Source organism: Paenibacillus sp. JT31N7, from assembly GCF_059692095.1.
Map to the genome: position 1 here is coordinate 1748994 of NZ_JCAUAT010000001.1, position 12249 is coordinate 1761242.

13 protein-coding genes are annotated in these 12249 nt (G+C 56.7%); 7 read left to right on the forward strand and 6 right to left on the reverse strand.

What is annotated here, in order from left to right; genetic code table 11:
- Nucleotides 1-188: 188 nt before the first annotated feature.
- Nucleotides 189-584 (reverse strand): YvaD family protein, encoded by a 396-nt coding sequence (locus AC58P5_RS07890; RefSeq protein ID WP_497385599.1) that lies wholly within the window; start codon nucleotides 582-584, stop codon nucleotides 189-191.
- Between the two features lie 102 nt (nucleotides 585-686).
- Here AC58P5_RS07890 and AC58P5_RS07895 point away from each other — a divergent pair, with 102 nt between their 5' ends.
- The 5 genes from AC58P5_RS07895 (at nucleotide 687) to AC58P5_RS07915 (ending at nucleotide 4463) form a co-directional block, all read left to right on the forward strand.
- Nucleotides 687-1529: an amino acid ABC transporter substrate-binding protein gene (locus AC58P5_RS07895; RefSeq protein ID WP_497385600.1), complete on the forward strand. Its 843-nt coding sequence runs from the start codon at nucleotides 687-689 to the stop codon at nucleotides 1527-1529.
- A 31-nt stretch (nucleotides 1530-1560) separates the two neighbouring features.
- Nucleotides 1561-2238 (forward strand): amino acid ABC transporter permease, encoded by a 678-nt coding sequence (locus tag AC58P5_RS07900; RefSeq protein ID WP_497385601.1) that lies wholly within the window; start codon nucleotides 1561-1563, stop codon nucleotides 2236-2238.
- 9 nt (nucleotides 2239-2247) lie between these two features.
- Nucleotides 2248-2994, forward strand: a complete 747-nt coding sequence (locus AC58P5_RS07905) for an amino acid ABC transporter ATP-binding protein (RefSeq protein ID WP_497385603.1) — start codon at nucleotides 2248-2250, stop codon at nucleotides 2992-2994.
- Between the two features lie 87 nt (nucleotides 2995-3081).
- Complete coding sequence (gene namA / locus AC58P5_RS07910; RefSeq protein WP_497385604.1) at nucleotides 3082-4092, forward strand: NADPH dehydrogenase NamA; 1011 nt, start codon at nucleotides 3082-3084, stop codon at nucleotides 4090-4092.
- A 65-nt stretch (nucleotides 4093-4157) separates the two neighbouring features.
- The gene (locus AC58P5_RS07915) at nucleotides 4158-4463 is read left to right on the forward strand and encodes a hypothetical protein (RefSeq protein WP_497385606.1); all 306 of its coding nucleotides are present in this window, start codon (nucleotides 4158-4160) and stop codon (nucleotides 4461-4463) included.
- A gap of 63 nt (nucleotides 4464-4526) precedes the next feature.
- On the opposite strand, the gene AC58P5_RS07920 is transcribed toward AC58P5_RS07915, so the two are convergent.
- Both AC58P5_RS07920 and AC58P5_RS07925 read right to left on the reverse strand, forming a co-directional pair.
- Complete coding sequence (locus AC58P5_RS07920; RefSeq protein WP_497385607.1) at nucleotides 4527-6146, reverse strand: phosphodiester glycosidase family protein; 1620 nt, start codon at nucleotides 6144-6146, stop codon at nucleotides 4527-4529.
- 142 nt (nucleotides 6147-6288) lie between these two features.
- On the reverse strand, nucleotides 6289-7050 hold the full coding sequence (locus AC58P5_RS07925) for an NAD-dependent protein deacylase (protein WP_497385608.1): 762 nt from the start codon (nucleotides 7048-7050) through the stop codon (nucleotides 6289-6291).
- A 232-nt stretch (nucleotides 7051-7282) separates the two neighbouring features.
- On the opposite strand from AC58P5_RS07925, the gene AC58P5_RS07930 reads away from it, so the two are divergent.
- Entirely contained in the window at nucleotides 7283-8608 is a 1326-nt protein-coding gene (locus tag AC58P5_RS07930) for an MFS transporter (protein ID WP_497385609.1), read from the forward strand.
- A gap of 112 nt (nucleotides 8609-8720) precedes the next feature.
- On the opposite strand, the gene AC58P5_RS07935 is transcribed toward AC58P5_RS07930, so the two are convergent.
- From AC58P5_RS07935 to AC58P5_RS07945, 3 genes are all read right to left on the reverse strand, one after another.
- Nucleotides 8721-10169, reverse strand: a complete 1449-nt coding sequence (locus tag AC58P5_RS07935) for a nicotinate phosphoribosyltransferase (RefSeq protein ID WP_497385610.1) — start codon at nucleotides 10167-10169, stop codon at nucleotides 8721-8723.
- A 42-nt stretch (nucleotides 10170-10211) separates the two neighbouring features.
- On the reverse strand, nucleotides 10212-10763 hold the full coding sequence (locus tag AC58P5_RS07940; protein ID WP_497385611.1) for a cysteine hydrolase family protein: 552 nt from the start codon (nucleotides 10761-10763) through the stop codon (nucleotides 10212-10214).
- Nucleotides 10764-10937: 174 nt separating this feature from the next.
- Nucleotides 10938-11711, reverse strand: a complete 774-nt coding sequence (locus AC58P5_RS07945) for a sporulation protein (protein ID WP_497385612.1) — start codon at nucleotides 11709-11711, stop codon at nucleotides 10938-10940.
- Between the two features lie 398 nt (nucleotides 11712-12109).
- On the opposite strand from AC58P5_RS07945, the gene sda reads away from it, so the two are divergent.
- Entirely contained in the window at nucleotides 12110-12247 is a 138-nt protein-coding gene (gene sda / locus AC58P5_RS07950) for a sporulation histidine kinase inhibitor Sda (RefSeq protein WP_009673311.1), read from the forward strand.
- Nucleotides 12248-12249 lie beyond the last annotated feature (2 nt).

Genomic DNA, 12249 nt, shown 5'->3' on the forward strand with positions numbered 1-12249 from the left:
ACCTTTATTCGGTCTAAATATGCACGGCAAATACGAGAACAGTCTTATTGTCCTGTTCCGGCATGCCGCTAGACTTATGGTGTTTCCTCTTCCCCCCTCCGCCACGACCCGTCTGTTCATCGACAGCAAAAAAAGCCCTCCGGCGTATAACCGGGGGCTTTGCCTTGTCTGCTTTTTCCCTTGCATTCTTAAGCCGAAGACGGCTCCCGCGCAATAAAGTGACGCAGGAAGAACAGCGGATAGATCATTAAATACAAGTTGAAGGCCCACCAAGCCGCGTCGAAATCGCCGCTGAATCCCCAGAATGCGATCGCCTGCAGACCCGAGCAGAAGGTCAGGACCAGGGAAACGAGCGCCCAGCTTCGCCATGCCGCCCTTTTGTTCCTCTGAAGATAGATACTGAGCAGCCCCGTAAACGAAATAAGAAGATCCAGGGGGAAGAAGGACCAGTTCCAGGCGACGATGACGGGATTGTCGTAATCTTTGAACAATGCGCTGTCCGGGAGCAGATGGAAAAACGTAACCACCCAGTACACGATAAATCCGATGTCCGTAACGAAAAAAAACGGCTTCAGCCCTTTCATGATGCAACCTCCGTGATGAAAACTTTTGGGAATCTTATTCATAATTCCGAGCGGTTAAGGAAACCTATACAAAATATAACAAGTTACTGGAGGCATAGACAAATGAAATCTTTTCGCAAAAGCGGCATCGCTCTTACCGCCGTATTTGCCTGTACCCTGCTGCTCGGCGGGTGCGGCAAAACCGCCACCCCCGCGCCGTCTCCTTCGCCCTCGCCCGGCGCCGCCACTCCTTCCGCCGGAGCGGGCACACTGGACGCGATCAAATCCGCGGGAAAAATCCGCATCGGTACGGAAGGCACCTACGCTCCATTCACGTTCCACGATAAATCCGGCAAACTGACGGGATTTGACGTGGAACTCGCGGAAGAAGTGGCGAAAAGACTCGGCGTCCAAGCGGAGTTTCAGGAAACGAACTGGAACGGCATGCTCGCCGGGCTGGATGCCAAACGCTTCGACCTGGTAGCCAACGAGGTGTCCATCCGCGAGGACCGCAAAGAAAAGTACGATTTCTCCGATCCCTACATCGTCTCCAAAGCGGTTCTTATCGTGCGCGAAGACAACAAGGATATTACGAAACTCGCGGACCTGAAAGGCAAAAAATCCGGGCAGTCGCTCACCAGCAACCTCGCGGATATCGCCAAGAAGAACGGCGCGGAAATCGTCACGATCGAAGGATTCAACCAGGCGATCGAGCTCCTCATTTCCAAACGGATCGATGCGACCATCAACGATAACCTGTCTTACCTCGATTTCAAAAAGCAAAAGCCCGACGCGCCGATCAAGGTCGTCGCGGAAACGACGGAAGCGTCCCAGAGCGCTTTCCTCCTTAACAAAAACAACAACGATCTGGTTAAAGCCGTCAATGAAGCGCTGGCTTCCATGAAACAGGACGGCACCTACCTGAACATTTCGAATAAATGGTTCGGAGCGGACGTGTCCAAGTAACAAGCACATGACGAAACGGGGTTGAAATCGTATGTCCGAGCGCAGCGAACGGCTGCTTCAAATTTTTATGGAATCGCTTTGGCCGATGCTGAAAGCGGGACTGCAGTACACGGTCACCTTGACGCTGATCTCCTTTGCGCTCGGTCTGGCCCTCGCGTTCGCGACAGCCTTGGCGAGGCTCTCGCGCTGGAGGCTCCTGGCGGGGATCGCAGCTTTCTATGTCTGGATTATCCGGGGAACCCCGCTTCTTGTGCAGTTGTTCATCATCTATTACGGCCTGCCCAGCCTCGGCTGGACCATCGATGCGTTCCCGGCCGCCGTGCTCGCTTTTACGCTGAGTGTAGGCGCCTATAACTCCGAAGTCATCCGCGCCGCCATTTTGTCCATCTCACGGGGCCAGTGGGAGGCCGCCTACTCCATCGGCATGACCCGCAGACAGGCTCTGCGCCGGATTGTTCTGCCTCAGGCCGCAAGGGTTTCGGTCCCCCCGCTGTCCAATTCCTTCATCTCTCTGGTGAAGGACTCGTCGCTTGCGGCTACGATTACGCTGACGGAGCTCTTCCAGATTGCCCAGCAGAGGACGGCGGTATATTACGAGCCCATGCTGCTCTACTGCGAGGCGGCTCTTCTGTATTTGCTGTTCAGCACGGTACTCACGTATGCCCAGCGGCGGCTGGAACGGCGGTTCGACCGTTACACCGCCAGATAGGAGGCTCTTATGATCGAACTCTCCCACCTGAAAAAACAGTTTCAGTCCCAGGAAGTGCTTCGCGGCATCAGCCTGAACATCGCCCGGGGCGAGACTGTCGTCGTCATCGGGCCGTCAGGCTCCGGCAAAACGACGCTCCTCCGCTGCATCAATCTCCTGGAAGTGCCGGACGCAGGCTCGCTTCGGATCGGCGATGCCGGGCTGGACTTTACCGGCGGCGGAAAGCCGTCCTCCCAGGACATCCTGGCCCTGCGCAGGCAGACGGGCATGGTGTTCCAGTCATACGAGCTGTTCCCCCACATGACCGCGCTGGCCAACGTGATGGAGGGACCCGTCACGGTTCAGGGGAAGCGGGCTGCCGAGGCGCGTGACAGGGCGCAGGAGCTGCTCGCCCGGGTGGGGCTCGCCGATAAAGCCGGGCTGTACCCCCATCAGTTGTCCGGCGGCCAGCAGCAGCGCGTCGGAATCGCCCGCGCTATGGCCATGAACCCGCTCGTGCTGCTGTTCGACGAGCCGACCTCGGCGCTTGATCCGGAGCTCGTGGGAGATGTCCTCGAGGTCATCCGGCAGCTCGCGCGCGACGGAATGACGATGGTCATCGTCACCCACGAGATGAAATTCGCCCGCGACGTGGCCGACCGCATCGTGTTCGTGGACGGCGGGGTCATCGTCGAGGAAGGCCCTCCGCAGAAACTGCTGGAATCCCCTTCCAATGATCGGACTCAGCGCTTTCTGCACCGCATCTCCGGAGGCTAGTCCCGGCTGTTTTTGATCGGAGCAAGCGGTGAGGAGTATAATGGAACGAGCAGCGTACATAAATTTGTCGGAAAGGCGGGATTTCCCGTGAAATTGTTCGAACCGTTTACCATCCGGAACGTTACCCTTCCCAACCGCATTGTCATGTCGCCGATGTGCATGTATTCCTGCGAAAACCGGGACGGCAAAGTGACCGACTGGCACCGTACCCATTACTCTTCCAGAGCGGTCGGAGGCGTCGGTCTCCTCATTCTGGAAGCTTCCGCCGTGACGGAGCAGGGCCGCATCTCTCCGCAGGATCTGGGCATCTGGAACGACGGCCACGTCGAGGGGCTGCGCGAGCTGGTCCGGCTGATCCACAGCCACGGATCGAAGGCGGGCATCCAAATCGCGCACGCCGGACGCAAAGCGGAGCTTGACGGGCCGATCGTCGCTCCGTCCGCCCTTCCTTTTCCCGGCGGCAAGACGCCGGAAGAAATGACGACGGCGCAGATTTCCGAGACCGTCCGGGCATTTGCCGATTCGGCCCGGAGAGCGAAGTCCGCCGGGTTCGACGTGATTGAAATTCACGGCGCTCACGGCTACCTCATCAACGAATTCCTCTCGCCTCTGTCCAATCGCCGGACGGATGAATACGGGGGAAGCAGACAGAACCGTTACCGCTTCCTGCAGGAGATCATCAATGCGGTCAAGGAGCAGTGGGACGGCCCGCTCTTCGTCCGCGTCTCGGCGGAAGAATACGACCCGAACGGGAACAGCATTCAGGATTACGCGTTCTTCGCCTCCCTCATGAAAGAGCAGAGCGTCGATCTTATCGACTGCTCCTCCGGCGGCGTCGTTCCCGCCAAGATCGACGTCTACCCGGGCTATCAAGTGGCCCTGGCCGACCAGATCAAGAACACGGCCGTCATTCCGACTGGGGCCGTGGGCCTCATTACGGGCGGCAAACAGGCCGAAGATATTATCGAGCGCGGACAGGCCGATCTCATCTTTATCGGCCGCGAGCTGCTGAGAGATCCGTACTGGCCCCGCACGGCAGCGCGCGAGCTTGGAGTCGAGCCCGCGTTTGCTCCGAAGCAGTACACGCGCGCCTGGTAACGCGGCTTAAGCCGGCCCGGCAGACGAACTCACCCGAGTCCGTCTGCCGGGCCGGCTTTTTTTGCATGCGGACGCTGTTGCGCATACGGACGCCTGCGGCTGCGCTTACGCTGCCTGCATGCATACGGGCACCTGCCGATGCGCTTACGCTGCCTGCGCGCCTACGGACGCCTGCCGATGCACTTACGCTGCCTGCACGCCTACGGACGCCTGCCGATGCGCTTACGCTGCCTGCACGCCTACGGACGCCTGCCGATGCGCTTACGCTGCCTGCACGCCTACGGACGCCTGCGGCTGCGCGGACGCCTCCCCGTAAGCATGCAGATGACAGCTTCATGCGGCGTCTCACCTCTCCCCGGGAGCTAGCATAGCGGCGCAAAGATGAAGCCATAAAAAAAGCCCCCGCCTGTCGGCAGGGACTTGATCTTACAACCTTAGGGCAGCACAATGTCGGCCCGGTACAAGCTCTGATTCCACTTGACCTCCGCCCCGATCTTTTCGGCCGTAAAACGCAAGGGGACGTACAAGTAATTATCCAGCAGCTGCGGCGCCGCAGGCACCCAGTAATCCTTGCCGTTGACGCGGATATAATAACTGCCGACGGTCATGACCATCTCGACGTTCCCCTTCTTCAAGGTCAGGGAATGCGCCGCGTTGTCCCACTTGTATTCCGTATTCATCGCGTTCAGCAAAGGGCGCATGGGGACCATCGTCGTCTCGCCGCCGATAAATCCTTTGAAGCCTTCTGACAGTTGGCCGTTCACCGCAACCTGCACCTGCGGGGTCGCGTGTCTCTTCACCACCAGCGTGTTGCTCAGAGCCCGTCCGGGAGCCGTCAGCATGCTTCCGTTGGCGTACAGCCCCGAACTGGCCCCGCCGTCCATGTTCATGGCATCGGTTAAGCCCATCGAGAGCGCAATCTGCGCGAGATCGTTCATGGTGGCGCCGTTAACCGTTCCCATAACGAGTCTGCCCTGGGCATCCGCGCCTACAAAACTGCGCATGGCCGCACTCTTCGTAATTTTCGGATCGGAAAATCCGTCCCGTGCGGGGTCGATATCCACCTTGCCGCCGGTAACGAGCTTGGGCCCGACCCCTGTGGCGCTCTGCCACAGTTCCGCTCCTTGAACGCGCTGGCCGTTCTCCGTCACTTCCAGCTTCGTTTTGACGGTGTCGCCCACATGGAGATGCGGAAGCAGATTGCTCTTGTTGTTGGAGCTGTTTCCGATCAGACAAACGTACCCGTCGTACGGTACATACACGGCGTCGCCGGTAATGGCCGTGATGACACCGTCCCGCACCACCACTTTCGTCGTTCCGCTTTTGCCCACCGCGGCTTTGTATTCGGGCGTAAACCAGACCACCTGATCGGGCTGGGAATCGCCGTAATCCTTATTGGTCCCCCACGGAGAAAACGTATAATCCTTGCCGCCGTGAGTCGTCGTAATCGTGTAGGACATTTTCAGCTTCCGGATATCCACCGTCTTGTCCGCATCGACAATCAGGGACTGGTTCTCCCCGGAATGAAGCAGTTCCCCGTCTTTCAGCATAAGGCCGTTCGGGTAACGGATCGAGGCATCTTTTTCATACGCATTGAAAAAGGTCCCGTTCACCGCGGCGACTGCTCCCGTCCTTGCGATCATGGACGAGAAGCTCTCGTCGTACCCGATGCCGCGCGATGCCGTAACGGGCACAACCTCCAGATAAGGGTCCGTTACATCGACGCGCACCCATTTGACGGCGAAGCTTTTCCCGCCGGCGTTTACCTGCTTGCTGCCGCTTGTGACCGCATCGTCGGCCAGAGCTTGACCGGCAGGGCCCGCCGCGAACAAGAAGCCGCCGATCAGCAGCGCAGCCGCTCCCGTACGCCAGACTCCTTTGGCTCCGGCGTACATGGCTTTTGTTCTAAGCCCCCTTCGGCCGTACCCCTCTTTCAGAACGTCCGCTCCGGCGAAATCCGTATGCGCTTTCCGTTTACCGGCGCCTTTCGTTAAACTTCTCCGCTCGCCCAACCGCGAAAAAGCGTATCCCGCTATATCCAGACCGCGTCTCATGCTGTCATGTCTCCTTTGACTTTGTAATCCGGCTCCGTCCGGTTCAACCGTCGAACCACGTTCCGCGCCTGTCGAAAGAAATTCGCTGCGGGACCCGCCGGATTCCTTCCCGAATCAGTCCTTCTCTTCTTGAAAAAACCGTTTATGCCCTTTTATCCGCAAAAGGAGCCAGCACTTTTCCGATCGGCTCCCGGATAATACAGGAAGCGTACGAATCGTATGGAGTCGGGTCCAGGTTGATCAGGGCCAGACGGCCTCCGCGGAAGCGGCCTACCATGCCTGCGGCGGGTTGAACCGTCAGCGAGGTGCCGCCGACGATCAGCAAATCCGCCGCGGCGATTTGAGCGGCCGCTTCGCCCAGCACATCCGCATCCAGCCCTTCCTCGTAGAGCACGACGTCCGGCTTGATGAGGCCTCCGCACACCGTGCAGCGGGGAACCGTCTCGATGCTTTCCATGACCGCATCCAGGCCGTAGCCTTCGCCGCAGGAGAGGCATTTGTTCCGGAGCACGGAGCCGTGCAGCTCCAGAACGTGCTTGTTTCCGGCAAGCTGATGGAGCCCGTCGATATTCTGCGTAATGACGGCGGTAAGCTTGCCGCTGCGCTCCAGTTCCGCAAGCGCCAGATGGGCCGGGTTCGGCCTGGCCGCCGGGTGAAGCATCTCTCCCCTGTAGAAGGCGTAGAACTTCTCCGGCTCGCGGATAAAAAAGCTGCGGCTCAGCATAACCTCCGGCGGATAGTCGTACTCCGCCCCGCTGCTGTACAAGCCGCTTGAGGAGCGGAAATCGGGAATTCCGCTTTCCGTAGAAGTACCCGCACCGCCGAAGAACACGATGCGCTCGCTTTCGTCGATCAAACGGCGGAGATTCTCCGTATGGTTTTCAAACGATGGCAGATCGCTCATTTTGAGCCCTCCCTGAATTGGAATAAATAGAAACCCGCCCTTTCGCAGGCCCCGGAATTTCGAGGTTCCTCCTTATTGTACCTTATTTCAAGCACATTCCAGAAAGCGATTGCAAATATTAGGTAAAAGGAGAGGAATTCCGGTAAAGCCGGGCGAATAAGTGTGTACAAGAAAAAAATCCGATTAAATCCAGTGCTTAACATTTTTTAACCCGTGAAAAGGAAGGTGCCTCATGTCTCAAACGAACCCGGTCACACCGGCGCCCCTCCCTGCGAAAGGACGCAAGCTTTTTCTGTCCAGGCCCGTCCTCTCCTGGGGATTAAACGATTTGGCCAACACGATTTTCTCCTCCAACATCGTCACGTTGTTCTTCCCGTTTTACTTGACCCAGGTGATCGGCGGCGATGCGCGGATGGACCAGGTGGCCAGTACGTTCATAACGTATACCAACGCCCTCTCGGGCCTGCTCATCGTCCTGCTCAGTCCGCTGTATGGCGTCTGGATGGACCGAACCGGCCGCAAAAAGGGCCTTATGGTCCCGTTCACGCTGCTTGCGATCGGATTTACGCTGCTCATGGCTTTATCCGCCAATTGGAACAGCAGCGCCTCGTTTTTGGGGCTTCCCCTGGCCGTGGCGGGCGTCCTCTTCTTTTTCGTCATCGCCAAGTTCTTTTTCAGCTCGTCGGTCGTGTTCTATGATGCGATGATTTCCGATCTGGGAAATTCCAGGGAAATTCCTCTCATCTCGGGATTCGGCGTCGCGCTTGGCTATATCGGCACCCTGATCGGTCTCTCCGTGTACCCGCTGGCCAGCGGGCAGCAGTATGAACAGACCTTCCTGCCCAGCGCGCTGCTTTATCTGCTGTTTGCGCTGCCGCTCATGCTCTTCTACAAAGAAGCGGCTCCCGCTCCCCGCTCCGGCGGGCGGACCGGATTTTTGAGCGGCTACAAGGAAATCGCGGCAACCTTCAAGGAAATGAAGACCTACCGGCCCATTTTCCTTTTCATGGTGGCTTACTTTTTCTTCAACGATGCCCTGCAGACCGCCATCTCCGTGATGGCCGTATACGCCAAAACCGTGGTCGGCTTTACGACCGTAAGGTTTCTCATCCTGTATCTCGTGGCGACCGTATCGAGCATATTCGGTTCCTTCGTCTTCGGCTATCTGACCCGGAAATACGGGGCCAAGCGCGCGGTCGTGTACGTCGCCCTGCTGCTGATCGTCGCCATCGGCCTGGGAACGACAGCCGTCAACGAGCCGATGTTCTGGGCCGCCGGCGTCATCTACGGGATTTCCATGGGGTCCATGTGGGTGACCTCGCGTACTTTGATCGTCGAGCTGTCGCCTCCGGACAAACGCGGCCAGTTCTTCGGCCTCTTCGCCTTCTCCGGCAAAGTGTCCTCGATTGTGGGACCGGTTCTGTACGGGACGATCACCTTCCTGCTCCAGGATCAGGGCACCTTGGCCAGCCGGGTCGCGCTCGGTTCCCTTCTGGTTATGGTCGTCATCGGCCTCATTGTCCATAAGCGCATTCCGGAGCAGCACGAAACGGTCTGACCCGACGGGAGGCCGGATTTTCTCTCTTTTCCCCATTATCCCCTTATGCAAAAAGCAGCCCCGCACCCGATGGACGAAACACTCGTCCCCCGGGTACGGGGCTTTTGGTAAATCAGGCGAAATTGAAGTTTTCAATCATTTTCATTTTCATTTCCCACGTCTTGGTGCTGAGATCGACCGCATATTTCTCGGGATTCAGCTTGCGGAGATACTCCGGCCAGAACTGGTCGAGCTGCTTCCGGTGATGAGCTCTCATTTCTTCCAGAGAAGGCACCTCGTATACCTGCTTGCCGTCTTCAAATACAGGTTGCAGCAGCTTTACCGCCTTATACTCGTCCACATATTTATAAATATACGGATGAACGGGATCGAAGAGCTTGATCTTCCTGCCTTCCTGGACATCCGTCTCGTCATGAAGCACAATGTAATCCGCGATAGCTTTGCCCGTATCGGAGCCGATAATCCGGTAGACATCTTTCCAGCCGGGCGTGGACACTTTCTCGGGATTGCCGGAAATCTTGATCTTCGGCACCATGACGCCGTTTTCCTCGATCGCCACAAGCTTGTACACCCCGCCCAGTGAAGGCTGGTCGGCTGCGGTGATGAGCTGGGTGCCCACTCCCCACGTGTCGATCCGGGCTCCCTGCGCCTTCAGGTTCAAAATCGTGTTCTCGTCGAGGTCGTTGGACGCCACGATTTTCACGTACTCCAGCCCCGCTTCGTCGAGCATTTTGCGGGCTTTGATGGACAGATAAGCCAAATCTCCGCTGTCCAGACGGATCGCCTGCATCCGTTTCCCCTGCTCTTCCATCTTTTTCGCCGTTTGGATCGCATGCGGAACGCCGCTTTTCAAGGTATGGTACGTGTCCACAAGCAGCGTAACCTGGTTCGGCAGCGCCTCGGCGAATTTATCGAACGCTTCCTGCTCCGTAGCGTGTCCCTGCACCCAGGAATGGGCGTGGGTCCCTTTGGAAGGGATCCCGAACATCATGCCCGCCAGCACGTTCGAGGTGGCGTCGAAGCCGGCGATATACGAGGCCCGCGCTCCCCATACCGCGGCGTCCGCTTCCTGGGCGCGGCGTGTGCCGAATTCAAGGAACGTGTCGTTCGGGGATACATTTTTGATGCGGGAAGCTTTCGTCGCAATCAGCGTCTGGTAGTTGATAAAATTAAGCAGCGCCGTTTCGATCAGCTGGGTTTCGAAAATCGTGCCTTCTACCCGTACGAGCGGCTCGTTCGCGAAAACAAGCGTTCCTTCCTCCATCGAGTAGATCGACCCGCCGAAACGGAACGCTTTTAATTCTTCCAGAAATCCTTCGTCGTAATTCTCTTCCTGCTCGCTCAAATAGCGCAGAGCCGGCTCGTCGAAGTTAAGATGGTGCACATAATCGATGAGACGCTGCAAGCCCGCAAAGACCGCGTATCCGTTCCCGAAAGGAAGCTTCCGGAAGAACGCTTCGAATACCGCTTTCTGGCGGTGGGAACCGTTTTTCCAATGGGCGTACATCATGTTGATCTGATACTTATCCGTATGTAAGGTTAAATTCGGTATGCTGCTCATGAATTCGTCTCACCTGTTCCTGACAATGTAGTAGTCCTGCTGTTAGACCGGTTCGCTGCCTCTCACGACTTGAGCGCCCAGCGAAGTACGGAAATGGTTCAGGGCAAACGTGTGCCCGTCCGGGTTAAAGCTCGCCACGGCATCCTCGTGGACGATCAGCTCGAAAGCTTTGTTATACGCATCCACGGCCGTATGCAGGACGCAAATATCCGTGCAGACGCCGGCCAGGTGAACTTCCTGAATCCCCCGCGCGCGCAGCTGCAGCTCCAGATCCGTGCCGCAGAACGCGCTGTACCGCGTTTTATCCAGCCACAAGATCTGGCCTTCCTTTTCCCGGTAAAGCGTATTTAAACGGCCGTACAGCTCGCGTCCGCTCGTGCCCTCTATATTGTGAGGCGGAAACAGCTTCGTCTCCGGATGAAAAGGCTCGTTCAAACGATGGAAATCCACGGCCATGACGACGAAGCCGCCCTGCTCCAGAAATTCCTCCGTGAGCGCCGTAATTCTCTCCTCAATGGCAATGGCGGGATCTCCGACCGGAAGCTTGCCTTCGACAAAATCGTACGTATAATCAATGACGATCAAAGCTTTCATAACCCGATAACCCCTTCCCCGAATCTTAGGCTTAAAAGTTTGTAACGATCATATCACTCCAACCCTTTAAAATCAAACGGGCCCCGCCCCTTCCAGACAACAAAAAAGACCGCTGCGCCAGACACGCGGCAGTCCTGATTCTCCTATCCCTCGTTACCTTCGTTTTTGGCTGTCTCACAAGTGATCCTGAATCAATTCGGCCAGCATGCCGGCCATGTAGGAGGAACCTCTGTCGAGATCTGCAGGATGAATGCGGAGCCGGAGGAGCGTTTCATCCGTGTCCGCAGCCTCCGCAAGCAGGCCGGACAAGCCTCTGGCTTTGCGGTCGATCTGCAGCAGCAGTTCCAACCCTTCCGTTGCCGGCAGGAAGCTGATCTCCAGCTCGTCCAGCTCGCCGCGGAAACGGCCGGAAGGAGCAAATTCAAATTCCTGCAGCAGGCCGATCCGTCCGCCGAACCTCGGCGACTGCTTCACCTCCGCCTCCCGGAGCCGGAAGCCGAGCTGGTCCGCCGCATCGAATACGACCTGCATCTCCGGGGAGGGAACGACTTCAATCCGGTCGGAATCGTTAGGGTCGATTGCGCTGGCAATATCCAGCCCTGTCGAGAACCAGACCGGAGTATGCCCCAGCGTAAGCGGTGTATGTTCAGCCAGCCTGAACCGGAACGGAACCTCCATCTGCTCGCTTGGCCCCAGAGTGATCGGGTCCGAAACGAGGTATTTGGCAATTTCTCTCGTTTCGCTTACATAACCGTTATTGACTTCGCGTTTGTATTCGGTAACCAGGGAAATATAAATCTCCTCGATATGTTGTTCGACCTGGCCGCCGCGGATATGGACGACGCCTTCGACCTCTTCGCCCGGATAATAGGCATGCTTGCTGAGGCGTGTATCCACTTGAGCGGCGCCAAAACCGATACTGGCCAGCATCCGTTGGAAAAATGTCATTCTTCATCCTCCTGAACCTGCTAAAAAATAGAAATCTTTGAGAAAATTATACACGATTTGAACAATCGTGTCTCCGAAACAATTCCAGCCGCACGAAAAAAAGGCTCCTTGCGAAAGGAGCCGGAACCTGCGGTAAAGCCGATTTTACTTGCTTTTTTACTGAAATCTCGGACCTTCTACCCTGTTTCGGGACACCCCTTCTTTTAACAGTAGGACGAAAGCCTCTATCAGATGGAAAGGAACAGGTCATTTTTATTGTTTTTTGGAAGAATAATGTGCATGAAAGTGTAATGATATACGCGCAATTGCGTAATCATTTTGCGCTGACGAAACGATTTGAATCTTTTATTATAAGGTTGTACCCACGTTTACCATTTTATTCATAAAGGATGAATGTCATGTTAAAAAAATCAGCTGTAGAGCTGCTCAGTGATTATCAGCTGCTTGATTGTTTCGTACAAGCCCTACAAATGAAGTTGGGTGCCGAATTTCTTCAACAACTTGCCTCCGAGATTAGACGCCGCAATTTATATTAATC

What these genes read in the sequence shown, in the direction of transcription:
- AC58P5_RS07890 (WP_497385599.1), bottom strand. Translation starts at nt 584, where the DNA reads ATGAAAGGGCTGAAGCCGTTTTTTTTCGTTACGGACATCGGATTTATC.
- AC58P5_RS07920 (WP_497385607.1), bottom strand. Translation starts at nt 6,146, where the DNA reads ATGAGACGCGGTCTGGATATAGCGGGATACGCTTTTTCGCGGTTGGGC.
- AC58P5_RS07945 (WP_497385612.1), bottom strand. Translation starts at nt 11,711, where the DNA reads ATGACATTTTTCCAACGGATGCTGGCCAGTATCGGTTTTGGCGCCGCT.
- AC58P5_RS07915 (WP_497385606.1), top strand. Translation starts at nt 4,158, where the DNA reads ATGCGGACGCTGTTGCGCATACGGACGCCTGCGGCTGCGCTTACGCTG.
- AC58P5_RS07905 (WP_497385603.1), top strand. Translation starts at nt 2,248, where the DNA reads ATGATCGAACTCTCCCACCTGAAAAAACAGTTTCAGTCCCAGGAAGTG.
- AC58P5_RS07935 (WP_497385610.1), bottom strand. Translation starts at nt 10,169, where the DNA reads ATGAGCAGCATACCGAATTTAACCTTACATACGGATAAGTATCAGATC.
- sda (WP_009673311.1), top strand. Translation starts at nt 12,110, where the DNA reads ATGTTAAAAAAATCAGCTGTAGAGCTGCTCAGTGATTATCAGCTGCTT.
- AC58P5_RS07940 (WP_497385611.1), bottom strand. Translation starts at nt 10,763, where the DNA reads ATGAAAGCTTTGATCGTCATTGATTATACGTACGATTTTGTCGAAGGC.
- AC58P5_RS07900 (WP_497385601.1), top strand. Translation starts at nt 1,561, where the DNA reads ATGTCCGAGCGCAGCGAACGGCTGCTTCAAATTTTTATGGAATCGCTT.
- AC58P5_RS07925 (WP_497385608.1), bottom strand. Translation starts at nt 7,050, where the DNA reads ATGAGCGATCTGCCATCGTTTGAAAACCATACGGAGAATCTCCGCCGT.
- AC58P5_RS07930 (WP_497385609.1), top strand. Translation starts at nt 7,283, where the DNA reads ATGTCTCAAACGAACCCGGTCACACCGGCGCCCCTCCCTGCGAAAGGA.
- AC58P5_RS07895 (WP_497385600.1), top strand. Translation starts at nt 687, where the DNA reads ATGAAATCTTTTCGCAAAAGCGGCATCGCTCTTACCGCCGTATTTGCC.